Consider the following 23,462-nt stretch of genomic DNA (forward strand, 5'->3'; position numbering starts at 1 on the left):
CCAAGGACTTCGCCGGCGAGCGGTTACAGGCGATAATCGGTTGGAAGCAATCGATCTAAAAAAGCGGAGAAGGAATGGACAAGCAAGGTTTCACCACTGGCATCGTTCACGGCGACAGAATTGCGGGCACCGAGCACGGTGCCTTGCGTCAGCCAGTTCATACGTCCGTGCAATATGGTTTCGAGCGCGTCGAGGACCTGATCGGCGTGTTCCAGGGCACGAAGAAAGGCGGCTTCAATTACGCACGGCAGGGCACGCCCACCACCGCCGCGCTCGAGCGCAAGATCACCAGCCTCGAAGAAGGCGTCGGCACCATCTGCTTCAGCACAGGCATGGCCGGCATCACCGCGACGTTCCTCACGCTGCTGCGCGCGGGCGATCATCTCGTATCGAGCCGCTACGTGTTCGGCAACACCAACAGTCTGTTCGGCACGTTGCGGGCGCTCGGCATCGAAGTCACGACCGTCGACGCGTGCAACGTCGACGACGTGAAGAACGCAATCCGGCCGAATACGCGCATGGTGTTCGTCGAAACCATCGCGAATCCGGGCACGCAGATTCCCGACCTGCAAGGTATCGGTGACGTGTGCCGTGAGCGCGGCATCGTGTACTTCGTCGATAACACGATTACCTCGCCCGCATTGTTCAAGCCAAAGGCGGTCGGCGCGAGCCTCGTCATCAACTCGCTGACGAAGACTATCGCGGGTCATGGCGCGGCCCTCGGCGGCGCGGTGACGGATACCGGTCTGTTCGACTGGAGCGCGTATCCGAACATCGCCGACGACTATCGGCGCTCGGCGGCGAAGGATCAGGGGCTGCTGCAGATCCGCAAGAAAGGCCTGCGAGACATGGGCGCGGCATTGTCGTCCGAGCAGGCGCACTCGATCGCGATGGGCGCGGAAACGCTCGCCTTGCGCGTGAAGCAAAGCAGCGACAATGCGCTCGCGCTCGCGCAGTTTCTCGAAGGGCACGAAGCGATCGGCAACGTGTTCTATCCCGGCCTGAAGAGCCATCCGCAATACGAGATCGCACAGACGCTGTTCAAGGGCGCATCCTGGCTGTTGTCGTTCGAATTACTCAACGTGGATCGCATGGTCGAAGTCGTCAACGCGCTCAAGCTGCCGGTCAAGGCGACCGGTCTCGGCGACACGCGCACGCTGATCATTCCCGTCGCGCCGACGATCTTTTTCGAAGCCGGGCCGGAAACGCGCAAGGCGATGGGCATTTCCGACGGCATGCTGCGGCTGTCCGCGGGCATCGAGGATATCGACGACCTGATTGCGGATTTCGCACAGGCGCTCAAGTTCGCGGCGTAGTTTTTCGGGCTTTCGAAATTCTGAGCGAGGCTGGTGCGCCGGCCTCGCTTGTTTAGTTCCTGGCAGTGCAATCGGACGCCGGGGTATCAGTTGAAGGTCTGGGCTACTTCCTGCGCCGCTGATACATGAGCTTCACGATATCGGTCGTCGGCCCGCTGGTCATGAGGCGACGGATCTCGTCCATGTGAACCCAGCGACACCTGGCTATTTCGTTACTCGGGCGAGCTTTGGCCCGATTCGGGATTTCGCAGGAAAACACGTGATGGTGCTTCTGCTTGCCACGGAAGTCGAAGAGATGCTTGGCCGACTTGCCGGATAGTTGAGTTTCTTCCTTGAGTTCCCGAAGTGCGGCGTCCGTGCGATGTTCTCCACGCTTGAGGATCCCGCCCGGTAAAGCCCACTTTGCTTGACTACGTGCGACCAGAAGGATTCGCTTACCTCTGCGACAGATCACGGTGGCGCGTTTTTTCAAACCGAACTCCCACTTATGCCCCAGATACTCTCAAGACGCGCACCACACGGCGGCGTATCGGGCGTTGCCAGACATAGTTGAGCATCCTAATACAGAACAGCAGAAGCCGGTAATGTTTCGAAGCGAGGACAGCGGACGCGCGGCAGCTTAAAGTGCGTCATCAACGCGTCACAATCTCGGCGCTAGAGGGTCGCTATGGTAAGGTCTCGGCAAATGGATTTTCTATTCGACTCGAGGCTGCAATGAATATGGATGGTGACTGGTCCTTGCCACGGCCAAACACTCTCTTCAAAGTCAACCGCCGGACGGCAGGTTCATCACTTTCAAAAACGAGTTCCATCGCTAGTACCTTCTCGTCGCTGGCGGCGCCGGTGGTGGCCGAAGCCGTGCAAAGGGCAAGAGAGCTATCCACGCAGAGCGATGCAGAAGGGTTTCATCAGCTTCGCGTGGCTTTCAGAAAGCTTCGGGCTTTGTACTGGGCGTACTCTCCATACCTCGGAGAGGAATCGACCGCGCAAGCCACCGAAGAATTCAAGCGTCTTGCGGCCGTGGCAGGCGGAACCCGTGACTGGGACATAGCAGGCGATCTGCTGAGAGCCGCCCAGGAGTCCGGCGCCTCGATCGAACTGCTGGTGGCCGCGGCGCGCGAGAAGCGCGCGCAGGCGGTGGTGCATAGCCGGACGATGATCAAAAGCGACGATGTCGAGGCGTTTCTGAACGATGTCCTGCTTCGCGCGCAAACCACACTGCTGTCGCGTTGCGACAATCTACCCGTTCAGGCGTTCGCCGAGAAGCGTGTCCGTCTAGCACGGCGTGCACTTCAAAAGCGAAGCAGACGCGCTGCACGCAGCGAGGACACTCACGAGGAGGATCTTCACGACGTTCGAAAGGCAGGCAAAAAACTGAGGTACCTGCTGGAGTTTTTTCAACCCGTTATCAAAAGCGGACACGGTCGCACCATCAAGGAATTGACATCCGTGCAGAACAAGCTGGGGCAGTTCAACGACATTGCCGCAAGCGAGGCGCTGATTCGCAGCGCGTCATTCAATGAGGTTCCGCCCGAGGTCGTGCGGGAATCGCTGCAATGGTTGGGAAAGCAGAAGTCCCAACGGATGCGGGAGGCATCGCGGCGGGTCCGAGGCATCTCTAACTGAGGCAGGCGCGATCTGACTGAGTGGATGCCGAAGTATCACCGGGTTGTTGCGCGGTTGGTAAACGGCTGCGCTCGGCCGCGAGGAGCCGCTCACCGGAAGCATCGCCGGGACAGTCAAACGTCAGTGGCAATCTGGAAAGCGGAGATCCAATCGGGACACGACGATATGCTTAGGCGCTTTTCTTGGGCGGCGAGCCGTTGGTAACTCGCATGACAGGACCGCAATCGAAGCCTTCCGGGCTAATTCTTGACAATTCAATCTGCCTACCTACTCTTAGCAGAACTTGGCAACAACTCAATCGCGTGCGCACAACCAGTAAGGCAACGACTGTTCGGGGAGATGCTTTCCAAAGTCAACGTCGATGGGTCGGTCTCCGGAAGTCAAGCTCGCTTGACTTGGCAAACTTCCACCGGCAGGTAACGGAGGGTCATCGTGACGGCAAGAGCGATTCATCGCGCATCGTTAAGCACGTTGGCCGGCGGCGCGCGCGGTCGATTGACGATTCCGCTGACGACGCGGCACCAGCGACTCAACCCTTTTTGCATCCTCCATGCCATATGGCTCATGGGCCTGTCACCCGTGCCGGCATTGGCGCAGCAGACGGTGACTGAACGGCCCAATCTCTCCGGGAGCGAAACGATCGACACCCCCGCCAACAACGTTCTGTTTGTTGGCACCGATAACACGAGCACCAGTTTCTCCGGCACGATCAACAATGCTGGCGTTGCGAGCGATCCAACGTCGCAACAAGGCCAGTTTGTCAAAACGGGGGGCGGAACACTGACGATCGACGGCGCAAGGATCCGGGGGGCTCCGCATTCGTGATTGGCGGTGGACTGGCGGCGACGAGCAGCGACGCCGCCATCGACTATCTTTCGCTGGGCCTGGGCAATGCCCCAACTCTTCCCGGATCGACGCCGTCTGGCACGTTGAACGTGAGCGGCGGCACGCTAACGTTCAACTCCGCGCTCCAGGTCGGCGACTTCGGCGGCACGGGCACGGTTACGCAGACCGCGGGCAACGTCGTCTTCGGTATGCCGGGCACGCCGGTGTCGCTGAACATCGGCAACCAGGGCGGTACGGGCACCTACAACCTGGCGGGCGGAACGGTCACATTCGGCAACAGCACCACCGACTTCATGACGCTCGGCCGCAATACGCAAGGCAACCCGAGCAGCGGCACGCTCAACCTGAGCGGCGGCACCTTCAACGTGGCTAACGGGACGCTGTTCATCGGCTCGAACGTCACGTCCACGGGTAGCCAGGGCACCGGTACGATCAACCAGACCGGCGGTACCCTTGCAATCGGCAGCGCGTCGAGACTGTTCCTCGCGGCGGCCGGCAACGGCACGTATAACCTGTCGGGCGGCACACTGCAGATTGGCGGAAGTTCGCTGTTCGGCGACTTCAACAATCTGGGTGGCACCTATGCATTCAATCTCGGTGGAGGAACGATACAGGTGGTGGGTTCGGCGCTGAGCGCAGGCGTCAACGCAACGCTGGTCGGAGGCACGACGTCGACCATCGACACCAACGGCATGGGTGCGACTTGGTCCGGCGTGCTCTCCGGAAGCGGGGCACTGGCCAAGGCCGGCAACGGCGTGCTCACGTTATCCGGCCAGAACACCTTTACTGGTCCGACCAACGTTCGCAATGGCGTGCTCAATCTGACCGGCTCGTTGCAGTCGCCGGTCAATGTGGAGGCGAACGGGACCCTAGGCGGTACAGGAACGGACTTGAACACCGTCACCAATGCCGGAACGGTTGAGCCGGGCTTCGGGCTCCCGGCAGGGCAATTCGGTGCGATGACTGTCAAAAATTTCGTGGGTGCCGGCGGCACGCTCGCGCTGCGCACGTTCCTCGGTCTGGATGGCTCGCCGTCGGACAGACTCATCATCAACGGCGGCAGCGCCGACCCTTCAGCCGTACGTATCACGAACGCGGGCGGCTCCGGTGGATTGACGACGGGGAACGGCATTCTCGTCGTCGAGACAACCAACGGTGGCACCACGGCGTCGGACGCCTTTTCGCTCGTCGGCGAGGCGCGCGGTGGCGCCGAAGACTATCGTTTGTTTCGCGGTGGCCTCAACAGCAGCAATCCCGAGGACTGGTTTCTGCGCTCGTCGTTCGTCGTGCCGCCCCCACCGGGGGGAAGCGAAGAGGAACCGGAAACTGGACCTGGCACCGAGCCCCCACCGGATCCGCTGCCGCCAGGCGTCTACCCGATCATCGGGCCGGAACTGGCCACCTATGGCGTAGTTCAACCGGTCGCCCGGCAGATGGGTGTCGAGATGCTCGGGACGCTCCATGAGCGCATCGGCGACACGCTCACGACGGAGAGCGGCGGCGCGGGCGGCTCGGGCTGGGCAAGCTCCGCCTGGGGACGCGTGTTCGGCGGCCAGATCGACAACCGCTACGAGGCTTACGCCGATCCGCGCGTGAGCGGCGGAGTCGGAGGCGTGCAGACCGGTCTCGACCTATGGCGTGGAAGCGTCTGGCCCGGTCATCGCGACGCTGCAGGCGTCTACTTTGCATACGGCTACGGCAGTGCAGATGTCGATGGCCTGGTCACCAACGCAGCGGCAACCGGATACACGCTGGAGCACACCGGCTCAATGCATCTGAATGCATATACAGGCGGAGGCTACTGGACGGACTACGGCCCCAGCGGCTGGTATGTCGATGCGGTTGTGCAGGGTACGCACTACGACGGCGCCGCGACCACTCAGTTTGCGAATCTGCCGGTCCGGGGTACGGGCTTCGCGACATCACTCGAGGGGGGCTATCCGATCCCCCTGCCGCTCGGCCCGGGTTTCGAGCTGGAGCCGCAGGCGCAGATCATCTGGCAGCACGTGTCGTTCTCCGACGCGAACGATGGTCTGGGTGAAGTCTCCCTCGGCTCCACTTCGGGCGCGAGTGGCCGCCTCGGCGTGCGCGGGAAGTGGACCATCGAAGGCAGCCAGGGAGCGGTGTGGCAGCCGTATGTGCGTGCCAATCTGTGGCGGGATTTCAATGCCCAGGCCACCACGACCTTCGCCAATGACCGGGTGCCGCTGAATGTGCAGGCCACGCGACTGGAGCTCGCCGGCGGTGTCACCGCCAGGCTCAAGGAGCGGCTGAACCTTTACGGACAGTTCGGCTACCAGTTCGCCGTGAGTGGAGACAGCAATGTCCGCCGTGGTGGCGTCGCGGGCGATCTCGGCGTGCGCTATCAATGGTAGGGCCTCCAGACGTGCAAGGTGTCCTGCATCCCGACCTTCCAGGTCGTGGATGCACAAATGTAGGCAGGCAAAGGAGACTTATAACTGCCTTGCCAGTCCTGATATCAAGAGTCGACTTCGGTCGAGAAGTCGTCAGCGATCGCCCCGGCGACTGGCCGAAGTGCATCAAAAACAGCCTCAGGATGCGGAAGCCGTCGACCGGCAGCAGCGGATCGAGCCTGCATGAAAACGCGTTGATCGCCTGAACTGGATCAACTCATTCAGCATGGGTGACCGGATGAAGCTTTAGTGCAGCGTGTAGAGAGTCTGCGGCCCCTCGGCATACAGGGTCATGGCGACCTTCAGGATCTCATTGCGATTCCGGTCGAAGGAGGCCAGCACCTCGGCTTCGTCAGTACCGAGGGCGGAGTCGAAATGCTTCAGTACGCGGTCTTCCACAAAGAAGGTAATCTCGCGTGCTTTGTCGTATCCCCAGAACCACACGCCATGCCTGATCCCATCATAGCTGCGGCTGGGGTTGGAAAAACTGAGTGCCATGTGTCGTCCTTCGTTCTACGCCTCAGATGGACCGGGTTGCACGCTCACTACCTGCGCGGCGCGCTCCCGCTAGTGCGGATCGCCTTTCATGCTTTCGGCTTCCATCGCGGCATGCAATTCCTCATACGCCTCGATTGGTTCCATGTCCTGATCGACGAACGCGGCTGCGCGCTCAGCGGCGCTCGACGCGTCGCCCGGGATATCGCTCTCGCTGTCGTCGTCGGTACTTGGCGGCAGCAGCATGTCCTCAAGCATCCCGCGCAGCTCGGGAGTATTCCATGGCTTGCCCAGCTTGGCCTTCCTGTTCAGGTAGTGACGAATTTCCGAGTCTTGCTCGGCCGTGAGCGGAAGCCCACGAAAAGTGGGGTCCGAGTGGTGATGGATCATGATGCGCCTCCCGAAGCGGTTTGCGCCTTCAATGTGGAGATATCAATTTACTGCGGTGAACGTTACAACTTGCATGTGATCGCTGTGCCGCGTGTCCGCGGCCAACCGATTTACGTCTTCTTCTTGGCGACAGCTTCGTTCGCAACCCGCGAACGAACCGTGCTGAACGGCTTCGCCGGCACTGACGGCTTCGCGGGTTGCTTGGGCTTTTTCGCTTCGCGAGTGCTGCGCAATTGACTCTTGGCCATGGTGTTGCTCCTGATGCGTTGCGTGACAAGGTGGTATTCCCAGCATACGCGCTTAGTCTGGTTGCGGCGTCAAAATGAACTGATGTGGAGTGTCGCTACGCGGAAAACTGCCAGGGTTGGCCCATTTTAGCGAAGTGCAGCCGACACCGCCTCGTCAATCTGCAGCGCAAAGCGCGCTTCAACATCGGGCACCGTGTAGCCAATTGACAGTTCCAGATACGCGTCGCCTAGCACCAACTGAACGAATGTCGCTGCCCGCAATACAGCAGTCGATTCGTCAAATCGCTTTCGCAGAATTTTTGCCGCGAAGGCACGCACGACCTTTGCGCCATTTTCGTAAAACACCTGGCCGAGTTCCGGAAGACGCTCGGCCTCAGCGACGATGGCCCGGTAAAGCCGCAGGTGATCCGGCACGATAAGGCTTCGTGCCACCAACCACCCCAACTCGTGCAACTCGACTTCGGGTGATCCATCGGATTGCTCGTCCTGAGCCCCGGCAAGAAGTCCACCCACCTGAGCGCACATCGAGCTCACCAGACCAACGAAGAGCGCCTCCTTCGACTTGAAGTGGCGGTAGACCGTCTGTTTGCCGACGCCAGCGGCCGCGGCGACATCGTCCATTGTTGCCAGGCCGAAACCTTGGCTTAAAAAAACGGTTCTCGCGCCTTCGAGGATGGCGGACCGCTTACGGCGTTGCAGCGGGCTCAGGTCGGGGAGAGAGGGAGTGTTCATCCCAGATAAATAACAGATCGCCGAGTAGTTGACAAGACTGGTCAGTCTCGTTTAGATTTGTCAAAACGAGACCGGCAAGTCTCGTTCGTGTGACTTATCAACTTCGCAGGCAATCATCGAGGAGAACGCTATGGAACTGTTCATGACAGGTGGTACTGGCTACATCGGGCAAGCGGTCGCGCGCAAGGCAATCAGCCGCGGCCATCAGGTGACGGCGCTGGTGCGCCAGGACAGGTCGGCTGCTGCCAGCGCGCTAGCAGATCTCGGCGTGAAACTGCATTCCGGCGACCTGCGTGAGCCACAGTCTTTCGCTGCGACCGCCGGGGCCGCCGAGGGCGTGGTGCACATGGCGTCGACCAATGATGCTTCCGCCGGTGCCGTTGATGAGGCTGCGGCTGTAGCGATGCTTTCGCATTTGCAGCCGGGCGCGGCGTTTGTCTATACGTCGGGCACCTGGGTCTACGGCAATACGGAGGGGGAGCCCGCGACTGAAGCTTCGGCGCTGAACCCGACACCACTCATCGCCTGGCGGCCCGCAGTGGAGCAACATGTGCGGGCGCTAGCGGCGAGCCGCTCGATTGCCGCAGTGATTCTCAGGCCGGGGATGGTGCACGGCTACGGCGGTGGCGTCTTCGGCATGCTTGCCGGGATGGTCCGTCAGACCGGCAGTGTGAGGGTCGTCGGCGATGGTCGCGATCACTGGCCTGCCGTTCACGTCGACGATCTCGCCACGGCTTACCTGAGCGCGGTGGAGCAGGCGGCAAGCGGGGACGGTCGGGTTACGGGACAGATCTTCAACGTGGTCGCGGAAGATGCCGTTGCCGTTGCCGAAATGGGTGAAGCGATTCGGGCCTCGGTCGGCGCCGATCGCGTCGAACTCTGGTCGCTCGACGATGCTCGCAAATCGCTTGGACTGTTCGCTGACGCACTGGCGCTCGACCAGACAGTAAGCGGCCAGCATGCCCGCCGAGTTCTTGCGTGGGAGCCCCATGGCCCCGGCCTGATTGCGGACCTCTCTGCACAAAAACACTTTCAGCAAATCAACGGAGCATGACGATGGCGTGGAACAGTGCGTCTTTAGAATCGATCCTCGCGACGATCGTAGCGGTTCTGTTCGCGGTTGCTGGGGTGGTCAATCTCGCAAGACCCGGCGCGGTGAAGCGCGACTTCGCGCGCTGGGGTTATCCGGCATGGTTTCAGTGGCTCTGTGGCGCTCTCGAGTTGTTGAGTGCGGCACTTCTTGCTGGACGACAAACCAGAGTCTTAGGCCTAACGCTGGCCGGTGCGATCATGATCGGTGCGCTCTTCACGTTGCTACGAAATCGGGAACCGTTCCGGCATCTCGCCCCGGCGCTGATCTTCTCGGCTCTCATTGTGGTTACTGCGGCGGTCCGCGGTTGAGGCTTCCTTGCCACCAGGCGAGTGAGCCCGGGACGCTAACAGGCCGTGCGGGCAATCCGTGTTGCAGGTACTTGAAATACGCACACGGATAGCTGCATTGGAGCAACTCCAGTTTGATCACGTGCGTCATGCGTCCGCTTTTTGTAGCGATGGCTGGGCGCTCCGGGTCGCCTGCCGCAGATCGCCGCTTTACGTGCCACGGGAAACGGTCCCTCATGCATGGGGCAGCGCACGCCACTACCGGCCATTCGTGGCGCATATCGCCGGCGTGGAAGATGGGATCGGAGACTCGCCCGACGTGCCAGAGCTGGGAGACGATCAGACCGCCGGCTGCGTGAACCGCAGAGGTCACCTCCTTCCAGCCCGCGACCTGCTTTTCCGTCCAGATGCCCGCGCGCGACGAGCGGGCGCTCCAGCGCCTTCAGTGCGGCGCCGGAGCGTCGAGATAGACGCCTGCCGACAACCCGGCCTTCACCTGCCGCGTGAACTCGTCGGTGGACACTTCCTCCGCCCCTGCCTCGATCGCGTCGTATGCCTGACGCACGACGTCGGCCGGCGTCGCCTTCGGCACTTCCAGCCCGCGCGTCAGATCCGTATCGATAAAACCGGCATGCAGCCCGACCACCTGCGTGTGCTGCTCGCGCAGCGAGTGACGCAGGCCGTTGGTCACCGCCCACGCGGCCGACTTCGACACGCCATAAGCCGCGAGGATCGGCCGGTTTATCCAGCTCGCAACAGACAGAACGTTCAGGATCGCGCCGCCGCCGTTGCCGGCAAGGTGGCCCGCGAACGCCCGCGACATCGACAGCATCCCGAACACGTTGGTGTCGAAGTGATCGCGTAACGCGTCGAGCGCGCCGTCGTCCGTCAGACTGCCGAGCCGCGCGATGCCCGCGTTGTTGATCAGAAGCGTGACGTCGCCCGCCACGTCGGCGGCAGCGGCCACGGCCGCCGGATCGGTCACGTCAAGCTTCACGGGCACGACGCCCGGCAGCGTTACGCTGGCCGGATCGCGCGCGCCCGCATAGACCTTGCGCGCTCCTCTTTCGAGCGCCTGCTTCGCGAACTCGAGGCCAAGCCCGCGGTTCGCACCCGTCACGAAAACAACAGCACCTTCGATCTTCATATCTCATCCTTTCGCATGATGAATCGCATGTGCGCCGGTTCGCAGCGCGCGTGAAATCCGGAGAAAACAAACCTGCCCTTGCGTACCGAACCGTTGCGCCGCCGAACGGCGCCAACGTCGGTCGCCCGCCGCCCGCCGCCCGCCGGCATCAAAGAACCGCGACGAACCTGGACTGCCATCCGTGCCACGCCGGCGTTGCTTCGCGTTGTGCGCGAAAGTCGGCTACACTCGTGACAATGTCGATCACCATCGTCTTACGGCGCATTGTGTCGACGTAATTACGGCATGTCAATGATGATCGACATTGTGTTTTTCAATCGACGCGATCGCTTGTATAAGGGAGAGATCGATGGGGGTGTCACGACAGCAGGCCGCCGAGAACCGCAGCGCGATTGTCGCGGCCGCCGAGCGGCTTTTCCGGGTACGCGGAGTCGATGCCGTGGGGCTGACGGAGTTGATGAAGGAAGCCGGTTTTAGCCAGGGCGGCTTCTACAACCACTTCAAGTCGAAGGATGCGCTGGTCACCGCGGTCATGGAAAAGGCGATGCAAGACTACGCGGATTCGCCAAATGGCGGCAGCCTGGGGAAGCAGGCGGCACGCTACCTGTCCGCCTCGCACCGCGACAACGTCGAAGCAGGGTGCCCGCTGTCCGGCTTCGCTGGCGACGCTCCGCGGATGACCGACGCGGCGCGTGCGTCCTACGCGCGCGGCCTCGCCGCGTATCTCGACCGGCTTGCAGCCATGATCGCCACGGAAGGCGCGACGACGGAACAAACCCGTCGCGATGCAATTGCAGCGTTCAGTCAGATGGTCGGGGCGCTCGTGCTGTCGCGTGCGATCGCAGGCGCCGATCCGGCCTTCGCCGACGAACTCCTCGACGCGGGGCGGCGCACGCTCGTCGACGCGCTCGACGACCCGGTCACGCCGGACAGCGGGCGCCGCAGCAGGTCGGATGGCTGATACGCCGCCTGCGGCCCCGGGGGCCCGGCGTGGGAATGCGTAGGTCGGCGGGGGCAGCACGACTTGCGCGCAGTCTGTCCACAGGCGCAGCGCAGGCCATTCCGCCATCGTGCTGTCCGGACTTAACGAGGAGTTGCTATGACATTTAGCGCATCCGCCCCGGATGGTCGACAAGACATCGCATCGCCGAACCTTCCAGATTGAATGGCACATGAACCGGATTCTGGACGGCGTCCACTCTTCGTCAGCCTATGACACGACGACTGTAAATTCGACCCCTGATTCAAAGTCCAGCGTCGTGGTCGAAAAGCGCGGATCGTCGTCGAGGTAGTGCTTGTATGGCCGAACGGCGTCCTCGGCGGTGTACATGTTGTCGGCGAGAACGATGGATCCCGGGCGTAGCAGGCGCTCAATCTGCTTGAACAGATTCAGATAGGTGTTGGCCCAGACGTCGATAAACACCATGTCGATAGTGCCGTCCAGTTCGGAAACGGTCTGGAAGACGTCGCCCTCCCGCAGGTCAACATAAGCGTCTACGCCCGCCGTTCTGACGTGGGCCCGAAGATGTGCGCACTTAACAGCATCGAGTTCAGTCGCGACAACCGTGCCACTGCCTAACGTGCGAAGGGCCTCGGCGAAATACAGCGTGGACACACCGCAGGAACTGCCGAGCTCGAGGATTCGAGCTGGTCTGTGCGAAAGCACCATGTTGCGTAAGAACCGTCCCGTTTCCGCTGACACGGCTAACGATAGAGGAGCACCTTGCGAGGATTCGAAATCTTCGCTCGATAGCCCGAGCGTTTCGAGAAACCGTCCACGGAGTCGAGGTACGAGCGTTTCGTATTCCTCCGCGAGAGTCAGAAACTCCTCGCTCGATCCCTGAAATTGCGCCTGTGCGCGGGCTATCACTTCTGTCTGGCTCTGTTCGTGAAGCTGTCGCAGAAGATCCGTGGTTGATGAAGCCATGTGCGCTCCTTGAGGAGATCGATAATACTGACCACTGCGCCAGGCGGCCTGCGCTGCTCTTAAAACGCGTAACGCTATGCCGTTCTGGCGAGCTTGATCGCGCGTTCAGGGCACGCCGTCACACAAAGACCGCACGACCGGCAGGCGTACGCGTTCGGTGTGTAGGCGACTTTCATTCCATGCACGCGTAGCTTGAGGCGGTGCATCAAATCGAGGCTGAGATAATCGACCTCATCGATGCGCCGGATCTCAAACACATTCTCAGGGCAGACCTCCAGGCAATCGCCCTTGCCTTCGCAACGTTTCAGGTCGACGACTGGCGCAATCACGCCCGGCTTCTGTTTGCAGTCGCCCGTTGATGTCTCGCGCATGGTCAATCTCCCGCGCGCCGGTCGCGGCCCGATCGCCATGCCGTCTGGAAATGCTCCCGTTCTTCGGGCGTCATCGCTTCCCATTTGCGCCAGTGACGCCGTTCGCGCCAGCCGCCGTGTCCGCGGAATCCGCCAAACAGGATGCGGCTCAAAACCAGCAAGCCCAACGCATGCGCGAAGTCGATCGCACGGGCGCCAACGAATAGCGCCGGAATCACCCAATTCCATAGCGTCATGACCACCCATCCGAGCACGGCTATGGCGACCACCACCAGCAGCGCTTTGCCCACACATCTGATTCGAAACTTCATCCCTCGACTCCTCTATATATCCAGTTCGTCATAAATGGCCTGCAGTCGGGCGCGCAGATGCAAGACCGCGTAGCGTTTGCGCGCAAGCAGCGTATTGAGCGCGACGCCGCTTTCCGCCGCCATGTCTTTGAAGGACCGCCCCTCCAGCTCGTGCGCGATAAATACCTCACGTTGATTCGGCGGCAACTCATCGAGCGCATCCTGCAAGGCCTTGAGCAATACAGCGCGAGCGTAAAGCGCTTCGGGGCCTGCATCGTGCGCCGGCAGGGCGAGGTCGAGGCGATACTCACCGCTGGCGTCGTCGTCGGCCTCAGACAGATCGGTCAGCGGCTGCTCCTTCTTCTTGCGAAAACCATCGATGATGCGATTGCGCGCGGCACGGAAAAGCCACGCGCTCGCCTGTTCGATCGGAGCGGGAAGCCGGTAAGCCTGCACGAATTCGTGGAACACATCCTGCAGGATGTCCTCGGCATCATCCGGGTCGCGTATTCGACGCCGGATAAAATTGACGAGCCTCGTGCGCTCACGCACCACGGTCGCGGTGATGTCGCTGTCTCGGTCGGTCATCGGGTGCGAGGTGGGTGGCGGTTCCATGCGCCTGAAGACGTTTCAGGCGCGCGAATATTGTGGTGAGCGCGAAAAATCTTTCCTTGAGCAACTGCCGGTTCGCTTGAGGCAGTGCGTGACAGGGTTGTGACCATTGATTGACCGGAAGACGTGGGTGCGTTTCCGTAGCGATGCCGCGCAATCCAACCAACGTTCATAAGACCGACACCCGATCCAGGCATAACCGCGTTCGTTTCAGAGAGAGCCGCCGCAACGACAACCGCGCATGTAAGTAGAATCGTCAACATTCGGCCCGGCATTTGATGGCCGTTCCCAATTGGCGAGACACAGCGATGAAGGTAACGATTGCGTACATCGAAGAACCCCCGTTCGGTTGGACGGAAGCAGATGGTACCGCCACGGGCGCTGACATCGATCTGGCCGACGCGGTTCTTCGAGGGATCGGCGTAGCCCGGATCGAGCATCATCTGACGTCGTTTAGTGAACTTCTGCCCGGCGTTGAAGCAGGCAGGTGGGATATGAACGTTCCGCTGTTCGTCACACGCGAACGCACCAATATGGTCGCGTTCAGCGTCCCGGTATGGGGGATCGCAGACGGTTTTCTGGTTCGGACTGGAAACCCGAAAGCGCTCGACAGCTACGTGTCGCTTGCCAAACGCGCTGATGCGCGCCTTGGCATCATAGCCGGACAGGTGCAGCACGACTCAGCGAAAGCGTCTGGCGTAAGCGAGGACCAAATAGTCGTCTTCGAGCATCAGGCCGACGCTGTCGAAGCGGTTCTCTCTGGCGCCGTCGATGCGTATGCGAGCACGGCCTTGGGGAATCGGAACATTGCGAACCGGATCGGAGGCTCAATGCTCGAGGCTATCGAGCACGAACCGGGAACGAAGGGCAAGCAGCAGAAGCCTCCGCTCGGGGCATTCTCGTTCAATAGAAGTAACAGCGATCTGATCCAGGCGGTAAACACAGCCCTTCGTTCATATCTGGGCTCGCCAGATCATCGTGCTCGCATGGCGGAATTCGGCCTGACGAACAACGAGATCGATCCCGCTCTCGCGGGTCGAGTATAAGACGGGCGTCGGCCAAGTGCTGCACCGAACCGCAAAATGCTACGATTGCCCGCTGCAGAATGTGCAAACCGTGCGAGGGGCATTTGCAGTTCAGCAGATATTGCGGACATGCCGGCGTCAGAATCAGATGTGAGTCAGGGCAGCCAGGACCTGACATCGCTGGTGCTCAACCACGCGTGGATGTGATGATCATCACACGCACTGCTCAAGCACACATCGTCTCGCATAAGCAATACCGCCGTTCTCGCATCGAGAGCGGCGCTTCTCAATTGCGCGCTTAGCGCTACATTCCAATGCTCATCCCGCCGCCCGCGCTTGTGCCGGTGTTCGTACCCGTGTTCGTGCCCGTGTTCGTACCTGAGCTCGACGCCGTATTCAGATCGATTCTTCCGTAGACGCCATCGGCTTCGTCATTCGGCCCCGCCGCGAAGAAGAGCGTGCTGGAAGGCTGATTGCTGAGATCGTTGCCGAACGCGATGCCCCACACGCCCTGCTCGACGATCGGACTGCCGTTCGGTCCACTGATCTGTCCCATCGACTGACCGCTCGACGCGTTGAAGGCATTGATCATGCCATCGCCGAAATTGCCGATCAGAATTGCGCCGCTCATCGAGCCGAAGTTACCGGGCGCTTGCGCAATGCCCCACGGCGCGTTCAACGGACCGCCTGTCGCGAAGCGTTGCTTCAGGTTGCCCGCGGTATCGTACACATCGACCATGCCGAGCCCCGCGCCCGGGACATCGTCGTGTTTGGCCGCGTCTTGCATCGCGTAGGTGACGAACAGATTCGAGCCGATCGCCTGAATGCCGAACGGCGCGAAGCCGGCTGGAATCGCCGGGTCCGTGAAGGCGCCGGGCATCGCGACCTTCGTGAACGAGGTATCGAAGACGTCGATCTTGTTGTTATGGAAGTCCGTCGCGTAAAGGAAGTTGCCGTTGTTCATCGCGGCGAGCGCGAGACCCTTGTAGACGGCGCCGCCCGTACCGTCGTCGTACATGACGAACGCATTGGTCGGCCCTACGGCGGGCGCCCACGCGGTGATGGTGCCGCCTTCGCCCGTGAAGATGAACGCAGCGACTCCAGACTTGCCGTTTTCCGTGACGCCGAAGCTTTGTGTTCCATTGAAAACGATGCCCGTGGGCGATGCGGAGCCGTTCTTGCCGTCGGGTATCGTGACGACCAGCGATTGCGGCACGCCATTGCCGTCATAGAGCGTCGCGACGTTGGTGCCGTTGTCCGCGACCCAGACGAAACCTTTGGGATTGAATGCGACGCCCCAAGGGTTTTTCAGATTAGCGTCGGTGTGTGCTGCGGGCACCGCGCCATCGGATACGAGGGCCGTCGCTGCGAATGACGACTGGACGGGTGGGCTCGCGCTGCTCGAACTCGCGCCACCGCCACCGCCGCCACCGCCACCGCCACCGCCGCCGCATGACATCAGAGTCGCGACGGCCGCGCCGCATGCAACGACGCCGAATAGAGCGAGTAGAGACTTCATGACCGCACTCCTTGTTCTGCCCAAAGGACTTAACGGTCAATGAACGAGAACGGCGCGGGGTTTATTCCAGCGGAGAGGGGCTTATTTCGCGGCAGATCTCGTGCGATCCAACGGCTGGAGTCGCCCCACGACCGCCACTTCGTGCGCCGCCGATCGCTTCGCTGCCTACAAAAGCACGCGGCACGCTGTTTGCGACATTGCTGTAGCGCGGGCGGGAACCGTCTGCGTCTATCTTCCAGTCCAATTAAGGAAGGGCGGATCATGAGCAAGGCAACCATCACACTAGTCGCGGCCGTCGCCGCACTCTCGCTGTCGGGCGGCGCTTATGCGCAGGCGGCCGGAGGTCAGAGTGGCAGCGGTTCGACCGGTACAGCCGGCAGCACGGCTAGTCCGTCGAACCAGATGAACGGCGCAACGACGGGCGGCTACGGCATGCCGGGCACCACCAACTCGGACAGCGGCATGGGCGCCAAGGCACCGAACTCGGGCCTGCCGAGCAGCAATAGCAGCTCGACGTCTGACACCACCGCCGCTCCCAAGAGCAACGACACGCTGGCGACCCCGAGCGTGGTGTCGCCAGCCGCTACCGGCCATTGACAGCTGGTAGAAATAACCGTCAGCCGCGAATCAGCGCAAGCACAAAGGGCTGCGATCGCAGCGACATAGGTGCAATTGCGACCGGCGCGCAGTTTCCCGGATAGTAGACGAGCGGCAATATAGGTAACGTGATCAGGTTGACGCGCCACTCGGTCAATGGGTTGCATGTGACGCGTAGTGGCTGGAGAGAGGCGCCTGGCATGAGCATGCGGCCCACCGCCTCCCTATTGAAGCCTCATGGAGAGGCTCAAAGCCACGTGCCGCCTTGTCGCGCGCTCGGCTCTTGCGCAAGCGCATCGAAATCGTGAATCCAGTCGAGGTGATGCAGCATGCTGTCGCGCGCCCCTAGCCGCGCGTTGCGTTCCTGCGCGGCGGGGCCGTCCGGCAGATGCAACACGTCCGCGGTGCTGATCGACGCGTACTGCACCTTGCGCGTGCGGCCCCGGCGCAGACGCTCGTAGGCTTCCTGCGCTTCCCGCCACTTACCCGGGCCCGCCTTGGCGAGTTGCGCGGCCAGCACCACGGCATCCTCGATCGACTGGTTGGCGCCCTGGCCGTGATGCGGCACGAGCGCATGCGCGGCATCGCCGATCAGCGTCACGCGGCCCTTGCTCCAGCGGCCGAGCGGCGGACGGTGAAACAGGCCCCAGCGCTGACTGATCGGCACGGCCGTGATCATCTGCACGACGGCCGGATGCCAGTCCTTGAACAGGCGCAACTGCTCGCCTTCGGTCGACGGCATGACCCAGTCGCGCGACGGCCACGGCGACGGATGACGCTCGACCAGCAGGAAGTTCTGATCGCCCTTGTCGCCGATCGGATAATGCAGCAGATGGCCGCCGGGCCCGACCCAGAACTGGATCGTCTCCGGATCGGGCAACAGGTCCATGCGCTCGGCCGGCACGATGCCACGAAAGCCCGAGCAACCGGAATACAGCACGTCGTCGTAGCCGAGCATCCAGCGTCGCGTAATCGAGCGTGCGCCGTCGGCGCCGATCACGAGATCGGCATCGATGCGCCGACCGTTGTCGAACGCGAGACTCACGCGATCGGGATGCTGCACGAGATCGACCAGGCGATGGCTGAGCTCGATGTACTCGAGACCAACTGCCTTCGACAGCACCGCCTGCAGATCGGCGCGATGAACGCCCCAGTACGAGCCACCGAACTGCTCGCGATAGCTGGGCATGCCGCGATGATGTCCAATGACGCTGCCGCTGCGGCCATCACGATAAATGAGCCCGGGTACTTCGGCGCACACGTATTCGAACGCGGAGCGTAGCCCCATGCGCTCGTAAAAGCGCGTCGCGTTGGCCGACAGTGCGACGGCCGCGCCCACTTCGCGCAACTCATCGGTCTGCTCGTAGAGTTGCGCATCGATGCCATGTTCGCGTAGTGCGAGCGCCAGCGTAAGGCCGCCGATGCCGGCGCCGACGATCGCGATGCTCAGATCCATCCGGTTCATGATTGTGTCTCCGATATGCGGGTTTATCGATTCGGGCCACTCTGGAACGCGCGCCCGGCGCGTCGCATGCGGATACCGTGTTGGTATTTTCAGCACTAGACGATCATTACTCAATAAGATGAAATGAATCTACTTCATCACTGAAATGAATGACCTTAGGTCATGCCGAGACCATGGAACTGAGCGATCTCGATCTCAACCTGCTGCTGCTGTTCCAGCGGCTGATGCAGGAGCGGCGCGTGGCGAGCGTCGCCGAGCAAATGAACATGAGCCAGCCGGGCGTCAGCAATGCGCTCGCGAAGCTGCGCCGCCTGCTCGGTGATCCGCTGTTCGTGCGGGCGCCGGGCGGCGTGGTGCCTACCCCGTTCGCGCTGCGTCTCGCGGAACCGGTCTCGCAGGCGCTCGCCACCTTGCACGCCGCGCTCAATCCGGTGACGGGCTTCGATCCGCTGCGCGAGATCCGTACGATGACGATCGGTATGACCGACATTGGCGAAGTCGTGTTTTTGCCCGCATTGCTGGAACGATTGTCGCGCGTCGCGCCAGGCATCGCGATGAATACGGTGCGCAATACGAGCGTCAATCTGAGCAACGAAATGGCCGACGGCCGGGTCGACCTGGCGATCGGTCTGTTGCCGCAGTTGAAGGGTGGTTTCTATCAGCGGCGTCTGTTCGATCAGCGCTACGTCTGTCTGTTCAGGCGCACTCACCCACTCGAGGACGCGCCGCTCACGCTTTCCGCGTGGCGCGAAGCTGAGCATCTGGTGGTGGTGTCGGCCGGCACCGGCCACGGTCAAGTGGACGAGTGGCTGAAACGGCGCGGCGTGCGGCGTCAGGTGCGACTGACGGTGCCGCACTTCATGAGCGTCGGCTACATCCTGCAACGTACCGACCTGATCGCCACGGTGCCCGAGCGCCTCGCTCTGGAGTTGGCCACGCCCTTCTCGCTCAGCCTGCGCGCGCTGCCGATGACGCTGCCCGCCGCGCCGATCCATTTGTTGTGGCACGAGCGCGTCCATCAGGATGAAGGCAATCGCTGGCTGCGCGAGGTCGTGATCGACCTGTTCGCCGATACCGTGGCGCGTGGCAGGCGAGCGCGGGACGTGAGGAAGAAATAGGCCTTCGTTTGTAAGCGTCGATCGGAAGCTTCGCGCTTACTCGAACGTTCCGGTTCGGACTTCGCCGTTGCGGGTGTAGCGCGTGATCAGCACGCCGCCGGGGGTGCTCGTCGCGTGTGCCAGCGTGAAGGCGGACGCTTGCGCGTCGTTGCCGAACAGGCGTTTGCCGTGCCCGAGCATGACGGGATAAATCAGGAGTTGGAGTTCATCCACGAGGCCCGCCGCCAGCAGTTGGCGCACCATGTCGCCGCTGCCGAACGTCAATAGATCGGCACCGTCCTGAAGTTTCAGCGCGCGTATCGCGTCGGCAAGGTCGCCCTTCAGCGCATGACTGTTGTGCCAACCGAGCGTATCTGATCGATGCGTGGCCACGTGCTTGCGGACCTGATTGAACTGGTCGGCCATGTCGCGGTTGCGTGAATCGGCCGGTACATATGGCCAATAAGGCGCGAATATGTCGTACGTGCAACGCCCTAGCAGCAACTCGAACGGCTGCGCGAGCAGATGATGCACACTTGCGCCGACCGCTTCGTCGGCGTAAGGGACGATCCAGCCACCCAAACGAAAATCACCACTGGCATCCTCCTCGGGCGCGCCGGGGGATTGAGCGACGCCATCCAGGCTGAGGAACATGGAAACGATGTGCTTGCGCATGATGCGCTCCTGGGCGATGAACCTGATCGGTTCCATCTATACGACGAACGAGTCGCGTGCGGATCGACAATCGACGTCCGCACCGGGTGAAGCCGCGCGAGCGAGCATCGCGCGGTCGGCGCACAATGACTGGACCCACGGGTGCCTGCGCCGCAGGTGTGAAGGTGCGCACCACTCGCCAGCGCATGGTCGGAAGATCGCCCGACACAGTGATGCGGACATAGCAGCCGGCGTAACGTCCGGTCGCCCGTGGCATTTCGTTCGATGGCCGATGGGTCTCAGCGGCCGTATTTGGCGTGCCCGTGCGACGCGTGGCAAGACGCGAAGCAGCCGCATCCGCCTGCGTTTCATTAACCCCGTTGCGCTTCACCCTTGAAACCGCCCGGAAAGCACATTTCGCAGAGCATGGACGTCATGGTCATGACGGGTTATCAACTCGGGTTTGGCGGCGCCGTTCTGCTTGCGGCGGGCTACGCGACCGGTGGTTCGCTGCACGCGTTCACGCTGGGATCGATGGCATTGCTGGCCTATCTCGCTTTGCTGTCCGCAGTGGCCTTCACCTTGTGGAGTCTTCTGCTGAAATATAACGACGTTGGCAAAGTTACCGTTTTCAATTTCCTGGTGCTCGTATGCGGGGGATCTGGCTGGTCACGCGGCCGGCGCAACGGAGCGCTGGCTATTCGAAGGCTGGCGCGGCTTTGGGGCAAGGTCGAGGCTGTCGCCAAGGCCAAGGCTGAGCTTGTGGGGGTTCCGAAGCGCCGACTCCCCCTCAAACACTATCCGACGCAACCGGCAACCCCTCCGTCCTCCACCGCAGCATCCCACCGGCAAGATTCGCCACCTTGCCGAACCCCGCCTTCGTCAGCAACACGCTTGCCTGCGCCGAGCGCACGCCGGACCGGCACACCGCGACCACCGGCCGCTCGCGCTCCAGTTCATCGAGCCGCCCTGTCAATTGCGACAGCGGCACCAGCTTCGCGCCCGGCAGATGACCCAAACGATCGATGAACTCGGGCGCCTCGCGCACATCGACGATCTGAAACGCGGCGCCATGTTCGAGCAGCGCCATCGGCTCGATTTCCCACACGCCGCTAAAGCGCAGCGTCAACGGTGCCCAATCCGGCGTTTCGGTCGCAACTTCGGCGCCGCCTTCCGGTTGCCCGCAACGCATGTTTGCGGGCACCGCGACCGCCATCTGCTTCGGATGCGGCAAATTCAGGTTGTTCATGTACCCGGCGAAATCGCCGACGTCGACGTCGCCACCCAGACGCGGATTGAAGCGCCGCTCCTCGATCACGCTCGTCACCGTGATGCCGCGATAATCGTGCGCGGGATAGAGGAGGCAGTCGTCCGGCAGTGACAGGATCTGCTCGCGCACGGACGCGAACAACTGCTGCGGACTGCCCTGCTGGAAATCGGTGCGGCCACAGCCGCGAATCAGCAGGCTGTCGCCGGTAAAGGCCATGCTCAGATCGTCGAGCACGTAGGTCAGGCAGCCGTTCGTATGGCCAGGCGTCGCGCGCACGGTCAGATGACGCGTGCCGAAGTCGATCCGATCGCCATGCGCGAGCGCTCGCGTGACGCCTTTCGCCTCGACGACCCCGGCAAGCCCGATCTCGCTGCCGCAACGCAAACGCATGCGCCATGCGCCGGTTACGTGATCAGCGTGCACGTGGGTATCGAGCGTCGTGAGCAGCCATAGGCCCAGCTCGCGCAGCAGCGCCTGATCGCGCGGCACCTGCTCGTAGACGGGGTCGATGAGCACCGCCTCGCCGCTGTCGCCGAGTAAGTATGTGTAGGTCGACGAAGCAGGATCGAACAGCTGACGAAAAATCATCTGTATCCCTTAGGAAGGTCGGCGAGGCGGCCGCACGCGGCCGCCGTGCCACATCTGTCAACCCGGTTGCCTGGTGGTGCGCAGATACGGTTTGATGGTCTTGAAACCAGGGAAAATCTGCTGCGCCTCGTCGTTGCTGACCGCGGACGTGATGATCACGTCTTCGCCCTGCTTCCAGTTGACCGGCGTCGCGACCTTGTGTTTGGCGGTCAGTTGGATCGAATCGAGCACGCGCAGGATTTCGTCGAAGTTGCGGCCGGTGCTCATCGGGTAGGTCAGCGTCAGCTTGATCTTCTTGTCGGGACCGATGATGAAGACCGAGCGCACGGTCGCGTTGGTCGCGGCGGTACGGCCCTCGCTGGTATCGCCCGCGTCGGCCGGCAGCATGTTGTACAGCTTGGCGATCGCGAGGTCGGTGTCGCCGATCATCGGGTATTTGACGGCGGCGCCCTGCGTTTCCTCGATGTCCGCGGCCCATTTTTCGTGGTCTTCGACCGGATCGACCGACAACCCGATCAGCTTCGCGTTGCGCCTGGTGAACTCCGGCTCGATCTTCGCCATGTAGCCCAGTTCAGTCGTGCAAACCGGCGTGAAGTCTTTCGGATGAGAGAACAGGACCGCCCATTGGTCGCCGATCCAGTCGTGGAAATCGATGGTGCCCTGCGTGGTCCGCGCGGTGAAGTTGGGCGCGGTGTCATTGATACGAAGTGACATATTGCCGTCCTGTGAAGTCGTGGTTAAGCGGAAGACCCGAGCCAGGCCTGTCTGCAACGGTCCAACACGAGCCCGGTTAATCTCGGGGATTGAAAATCACCAACGCTCACAACGATAGACGAAGCTTTCGCGGCGCATACACGCGCAGCAAGTAGGGCGTCGCCGTGCAGAAGAAGCTCGAGATCGTCGCCTGTCGGGCGAATACGAGCATTGCCGCATCGCGCAGTGAGGTTTCAAATATAGCGCGTTACGCACAAGCCATGCTGACACCCATCGAAGTCAGTCCGGCTGGCCACTTCGAAACGGCTTAGGGGAATGACGTTTCCCGGTAAATCATGGACATTCGACTCGCCGGCGTGTGTTCGATAGCGCACAGATTTACCGACCCTCATTTGATCAGACCGTTCGGTCGTCCAATGCCGGGCGCTAACGCGTGGTGCCCGGCGTGGCCGTCTCGTCGTCCACGCCATGCGAGCAAGCGCGAGGCGCGTCGGAGCGTGCGGTACTGAAGCGCCTGCAACAAACGCAGCCTCCGTCCGCTCGAAAAACATCTGCTGAATGCTCGCCATGATGGCCCGGTTTGGCGGCGAAGTGCGGATATTCGCGGTTGCGGCGGGTCAGTCCGCAGTGCCTGGCGAGTCAGGCGAACCCGGTTCGTCAAAGACGACTGCCAGATCGCCTTTTCATTGATAAACGGTCGGAACATGGCTGGCGGATGCCGCGCATTTTTCGGAGACGG

The 23,462-nt window shown here is 61.9% G+C and carries 25 protein-coding genes and 3 pseudogenes; 13 read left to right on the forward strand and 15 right to left on the reverse strand.

Annotated elements, in window-relative coordinates; genetic code table 11:
- Positions 1-74: 74 nt before the first annotated feature.
- Positions 75-1,316: a cystathionine gamma-synthase family protein gene (locus tag OKW30_RS36860; RefSeq protein ID WP_184030122.1), complete on the forward strand. Its 1,242-nt coding sequence runs from the start codon at positions 75-77 to the stop codon at positions 1,314-1,316.
- 103 nt (positions 1,317-1,419) lie between these two features.
- Here the strand turns inward: OKW30_RS36860 and OKW30_RS36865 are convergent, their stop codons facing one another.
- The gene (locus OKW30_RS36865) at positions 1,420-1,788 is read right to left on the reverse strand and encodes an NUDIX hydrolase (RefSeq protein WP_184070277.1); all 369 of its coding nucleotides are present in this window, start codon (positions 1,786-1,788) and stop codon (positions 1,420-1,422) included.
- 242 nt (positions 1,789-2,030) lie between these two features.
- Here OKW30_RS36865 and OKW30_RS36870 point away from each other — a divergent pair, with 242 nt between their 5' ends.
- From OKW30_RS36870 to OKW30_RS36880, 3 genes are all read left to right on the forward strand, one after another.
- Positions 2,031-2,942: a CHAD domain-containing protein gene (locus OKW30_RS36870; protein ID WP_184070279.1), complete on the forward strand. Its 912-nt coding sequence runs from the start codon at positions 2,031-2,033 to the stop codon at positions 2,940-2,942.
- Positions 2,943-3,374: 432 nt separating this feature from the next.
- Positions 3,375-3,767 (forward strand): hypothetical protein, encoded by a 393-nt coding sequence (locus tag OKW30_RS36875; RefSeq protein ID WP_429349059.1) that lies wholly within the window; start codon positions 3,375-3,377, stop codon positions 3,765-3,767.
- A complete protein-coding gene (locus OKW30_RS36880; RefSeq protein ID WP_429349060.1) occupies positions 3,764-6,163 on the forward strand; it encodes an autotransporter outer membrane beta-barrel domain-containing protein in 2,400 nt (799 codons plus the stop codon). Before OKW30_RS36875 ends, OKW30_RS36880 begins: the two co-directional genes overlap by 4 nt.
- A 285-nt stretch (positions 6,164-6,448) precedes the next feature.
- Here OKW30_RS36880 and OKW30_RS36885 read toward each other — a convergent pair whose 3' ends face one another.
- Both OKW30_RS36885 and OKW30_RS36890 read right to left on the reverse strand, forming a co-directional pair.
- Positions 6,449-6,700 carry a DUF1488 domain-containing protein gene (locus tag OKW30_RS36885; RefSeq protein WP_018425166.1) on the reverse strand — a complete coding sequence of 84 codons (252 nt, stop codon included), beginning with the start codon at positions 6,698-6,700 and terminating at the stop codon, positions 6,449-6,451.
- Positions 6,701-6,769: 69 nt separating this feature from the next.
- Entirely contained in the window at positions 6,770-7,087 is a 318-nt protein-coding gene (locus OKW30_RS36890) for a hypothetical protein (protein ID WP_184070281.1), read from the reverse strand.
- On the opposite strand from OKW30_RS36890, the gene OKW30_RS36895 reads away from it, so the two are divergent.
- Complete coding sequence (locus tag OKW30_RS36895) at positions 7,079-7,324, forward strand: hypothetical protein (protein WP_429349242.1); 246 nt, start codon at positions 7,079-7,081, stop codon at positions 7,322-7,324. The genes OKW30_RS36890 and OKW30_RS36895 overlap by 9 nt on opposite strands.
- 137 nt (positions 7,325-7,461) lie before the next feature.
- Here the strand turns inward: OKW30_RS36895 and OKW30_RS36900 are convergent, their stop codons facing one another.
- A complete protein-coding gene (locus tag OKW30_RS36900; RefSeq protein ID WP_429349061.1) occupies positions 7,462-8,067 on the reverse strand; it encodes a TetR/AcrR family transcriptional regulator in 606 nt (201 codons plus the stop codon).
- Between the two features lie 130 nt (positions 8,068-8,197).
- Between OKW30_RS36900 and OKW30_RS36905 the strand changes: the two genes are divergently transcribed.
- Both OKW30_RS36905 and OKW30_RS36910 read left to right on the forward strand, forming a co-directional pair.
- Positions 8,198-9,121 (forward strand): NAD-dependent epimerase/dehydratase family protein, encoded by a 924-nt coding sequence (locus tag OKW30_RS36905; protein WP_429349062.1) that lies wholly within the window; start codon positions 8,198-8,200, stop codon positions 9,119-9,121.
- Between the two features lie 2 nt (positions 9,122-9,123).
- A complete protein-coding gene (locus OKW30_RS36910) occupies positions 9,124-9,468 on the forward strand; it encodes a DoxX family protein (RefSeq protein ID WP_244145114.1) in 345 nt (114 codons plus the stop codon).
- Between the two features lie 256 nt (positions 9,469-9,724).
- On the opposite strand, the pseudogene OKW30_RS36915 reads toward OKW30_RS36910, so the two are convergent.
- Positions 9,725-9,859: pseudogene (locus tag OKW30_RS36915) on the reverse strand (alkene reductase); the annotation flags it as partial.
- Between the two features lie 30 nt (positions 9,860-9,889).
- Complete coding sequence (locus OKW30_RS36920; protein ID WP_429349063.1) at positions 9,890-10,594, reverse strand: SDR family oxidoreductase; 705 nt, start codon at positions 10,592-10,594, stop codon at positions 9,890-9,892.
- Positions 10,595-10,943: 349 nt separating this feature from the next.
- On the opposite strand from OKW30_RS36920, the gene OKW30_RS36925 reads away from it, so the two are divergent.
- Entirely contained in the window at positions 10,944-11,555 is a 612-nt protein-coding gene (locus tag OKW30_RS36925; protein ID WP_429349064.1) for a TetR family transcriptional regulator, read from the forward strand.
- A 249-nt stretch (positions 11,556-11,804) separates the two neighbouring features.
- Here the strand turns inward: OKW30_RS36925 and OKW30_RS36930 are convergent, their stop codons facing one another.
- The 4 genes from OKW30_RS36930 to OKW30_RS36945 all read right to left on the reverse strand — a co-directional run bounded on the left by OKW30_RS36930 (position 11,805) and on the right by OKW30_RS36945 (position 13,797).
- Entirely contained in the window at positions 11,805-12,521 is a 717-nt protein-coding gene (locus OKW30_RS36930; protein ID WP_429349065.1) for an O-methyltransferase, read from the reverse strand.
- Positions 12,522-12,595: 74 nt separating this feature from the next.
- Positions 12,596-12,892, reverse strand: a complete 297-nt coding sequence (locus OKW30_RS36935) for a 4Fe-4S dicluster domain-containing protein (RefSeq protein WP_187627225.1) — start codon at positions 12,890-12,892, stop codon at positions 12,596-12,598.
- 2 nt (positions 12,893-12,894) lie between these two features.
- Entirely contained in the window at positions 12,895-13,203 is a 309-nt protein-coding gene (locus OKW30_RS36940) for a hypothetical protein (protein WP_184070297.1), read from the reverse strand.
- Positions 13,204-13,215: 12 nt separating this feature from the next.
- On the reverse strand, positions 13,216-13,797 hold the full coding sequence (locus tag OKW30_RS36945) for an RNA polymerase sigma factor (protein ID WP_429349066.1): 582 nt from the start codon (positions 13,795-13,797) through the stop codon (positions 13,216-13,218).
- Positions 13,798-14,102: 305 nt separating this feature from the next.
- On the opposite strand from OKW30_RS36945, the gene OKW30_RS36950 reads away from it, so the two are divergent.
- The gene (locus OKW30_RS36950; protein WP_187627228.1) at positions 14,103-14,840 is read left to right on the forward strand and encodes a transporter substrate-binding domain-containing protein; all 738 of its coding nucleotides are present in this window, start codon (positions 14,103-14,105) and stop codon (positions 14,838-14,840) included.
- A gap of 46 nt (positions 14,841-14,886) precedes the next feature.
- Positions 14,887-14,973 (forward strand): annotated as a pseudogene (locus tag OKW30_RS36955) (VF_A0006 family four-cysteine protein); the annotation flags it as partial.
- 150 nt (positions 14,974-15,123) lie between these two features.
- Here OKW30_RS36955 and OKW30_RS36960 read toward each other — a convergent pair.
- Positions 15,124-16,338 (reverse strand): TIGR03118 family protein, encoded by a 1,215-nt coding sequence (locus OKW30_RS36960; RefSeq protein WP_429349067.1) that lies wholly within the window; start codon positions 16,336-16,338, stop codon positions 15,124-15,126.
- A gap of 261 nt (positions 16,339-16,599) precedes the next feature.
- On the opposite strand from OKW30_RS36960, the gene OKW30_RS36965 reads away from it, so the two are divergent.
- On the forward strand, positions 16,600-16,935 hold the full coding sequence (locus tag OKW30_RS36965) for a hypothetical protein (protein WP_184070304.1): 336 nt from the start codon (positions 16,600-16,602) through the stop codon (positions 16,933-16,935).
- A 247-nt stretch (positions 16,936-17,182) separates the two neighbouring features.
- Here OKW30_RS36965 and OKW30_RS36970 read toward each other — a convergent pair whose 3' ends face one another.
- The gene (locus tag OKW30_RS36970; protein WP_184070306.1) at positions 17,183-18,400 is read right to left on the reverse strand and encodes an FAD-dependent monooxygenase; all 1,218 of its coding nucleotides are present in this window, start codon (positions 18,398-18,400) and stop codon (positions 17,183-17,185) included.
- 173 nt (positions 18,401-18,573) lie between these two features.
- Between OKW30_RS36970 and OKW30_RS36975 the strand changes: the two genes are divergently transcribed.
- Complete coding sequence (locus OKW30_RS36975; protein WP_184070308.1) at positions 18,574-19,518, forward strand: LysR family transcriptional regulator; 945 nt, start codon at positions 18,574-18,576, stop codon at positions 19,516-19,518.
- A gap of 36 nt (positions 19,519-19,554) precedes the next feature.
- On the opposite strand, the gene OKW30_RS36980 is transcribed toward OKW30_RS36975, so the two are convergent.
- Positions 19,555-20,172, reverse strand: coding sequence for a dihydrofolate reductase family protein (locus OKW30_RS36980; RefSeq protein WP_429349068.1), 618 nt, complete (start codon positions 20,170-20,172; stop codon positions 19,555-19,557).
- A 420-nt stretch (positions 20,173-20,592) separates the two neighbouring features.
- Between OKW30_RS36980 and OKW30_RS36985 the strand changes: the two are divergent.
- Positions 20,593-20,745, forward strand: a pseudogene (locus OKW30_RS36985) (EamA/RhaT family transporter); the annotation flags it as partial.
- Positions 20,746-20,941: 196 nt separating this feature from the next.
- On the opposite strand, the gene OKW30_RS36990 reads toward OKW30_RS36985, so the two are convergent.
- On the reverse strand, positions 20,942-22,009 hold the full coding sequence (locus OKW30_RS36990; RefSeq protein ID WP_429349069.1) for a rhodanese-like domain-containing protein: 1,068 nt from the start codon (positions 22,007-22,009) through the stop codon (positions 20,942-20,944).
- 57 nt (positions 22,010-22,066) lie between these two features.
- Positions 22,067-22,723, reverse strand: a complete 657-nt coding sequence (locus OKW30_RS36995; protein ID WP_187616109.1) for a peroxiredoxin — start codon at positions 22,721-22,723, stop codon at positions 22,067-22,069.
- Positions 22,724-23,462 lie beyond the last annotated feature (739 nt).

The sequence above is a fragment of the Paraburkholderia sp. Clong3 genome (genome assembly GCF_050436485.1).
Classification (GTDB): domain Bacteria; phylum Pseudomonadota; class Gammaproteobacteria; order Burkholderiales; family Burkholderiaceae; genus Paraburkholderia; species Paraburkholderia tuberum.

Excerpts from the sequence above, each read along its gene's own strand:
- OKW30_RS36920 (WP_429349063.1), bottom strand. The coding sequence starts at position 10,594 with ATGAAGATCGAAGGTGCTGTTGTTTTCGTGACGGGTGCGAACCGCGGG.
- OKW30_RS36900 (WP_429349061.1), bottom strand. The coding sequence starts at position 8,067 with ATGAACACTCCCTCTCTCCCCGACCTGAGCCCGCTGCAACGCCGTAAG.
- OKW30_RS36910 (WP_244145114.1), top strand. The coding sequence starts at position 9,124 with ATGGCGTGGAACAGTGCGTCTTTAGAATCGATCCTCGCGACGATCGTA.
- OKW30_RS36940 (WP_184070297.1), bottom strand. The coding sequence starts at position 13,203 with ATGAAGTTTCGAATCAGATGTGTGGGCAAAGCGCTGCTGGTGGTGGTC.
- OKW30_RS36930 (WP_429349065.1), bottom strand. The coding sequence starts at position 12,521 with ATGGCTTCATCAACCACGGATCTTCTGCGACAGCTTCACGAACAGAGC.
- OKW30_RS36970 (WP_184070306.1), bottom strand. The coding sequence starts at position 18,400 with ATGAACCGGATGGATCTGAGCATCGCGATCGTCGGCGCCGGCATCGGC.
- OKW30_RS36935 (WP_187627225.1), bottom strand. The coding sequence starts at position 12,892 with ATGCGCGAGACATCAACGGGCGACTGCAAACAGAAGCCGGGCGTGATT.
- OKW30_RS36905 (WP_429349062.1), top strand. The coding sequence starts at position 8,198 with ATGGAACTGTTCATGACAGGTGGTACTGGCTACATCGGGCAAGCGGTC.
- OKW30_RS36895 (WP_429349242.1), top strand. The coding sequence starts at position 7,079 with ATGGATCATGATGCGCCTCCCGAAGCGGTTTGCGCCTTCAATGTGGAG.
- OKW30_RS36975 (WP_184070308.1), top strand. The coding sequence starts at position 18,574 with ATGGAACTGAGCGATCTCGATCTCAACCTGCTGCTGCTGTTCCAGCGG.
- OKW30_RS36945 (WP_429349066.1), bottom strand. The coding sequence starts at position 13,797 with ATGGAACCGCCACCCACCTCGCACCCGATGACCGACCGAGACAGCGAC.
- OKW30_RS36950 (WP_187627228.1), top strand. The coding sequence starts at position 14,103 with ATGAAGGTAACGATTGCGTACATCGAAGAACCCCCGTTCGGTTGGACG.
- OKW30_RS36995 (WP_187616109.1), bottom strand. The coding sequence starts at position 22,723 with ATGTCACTTCGTATCAATGACACCGCGCCCAACTTCACCGCGCGGACC.
- OKW30_RS36965 (WP_184070304.1), top strand. The coding sequence starts at position 16,600 with ATGAGCAAGGCAACCATCACACTAGTCGCGGCCGTCGCCGCACTCTCG.
- OKW30_RS36990 (WP_429349069.1), bottom strand. The coding sequence starts at position 22,009 with ATGATTTTTCGTCAGCTGTTCGATCCTGCTTCGTCGACCTACACATAC.
- OKW30_RS36925 (WP_429349064.1), top strand. The coding sequence starts at position 10,944 with ATGGGGGTGTCACGACAGCAGGCCGCCGAGAACCGCAGCGCGATTGTC.
- OKW30_RS36960 (WP_429349067.1), bottom strand. The coding sequence starts at position 16,338 with ATGAAGTCTCTACTCGCTCTATTCGGCGTCGTTGCATGCGGCGCGGCC.
- OKW30_RS36980 (WP_429349068.1), bottom strand. The coding sequence starts at position 20,172 with ATGCGCAAGCACATCGTTTCCATGTTCCTCAGCCTGGATGGCGTCGCT.
- OKW30_RS36885 (WP_018425166.1), bottom strand. The coding sequence starts at position 6,700 with ATGGCACTCAGTTTTTCCAACCCCAGCCGCAGCTATGATGGGATCAGG.
- OKW30_RS36860 (WP_184030122.1), top strand. The coding sequence starts at position 75 with ATGGACAAGCAAGGTTTCACCACTGGCATCGTTCACGGCGACAGAATT.
- OKW30_RS36870 (WP_184070279.1), top strand. The coding sequence starts at position 2,031 with ATGAATATGGATGGTGACTGGTCCTTGCCACGGCCAAACACTCTCTTC.
- OKW30_RS36890 (WP_184070281.1), bottom strand. The coding sequence starts at position 7,087 with ATGATCCATCACCACTCGGACCCCACTTTTCGTGGGCTTCCGCTCACG.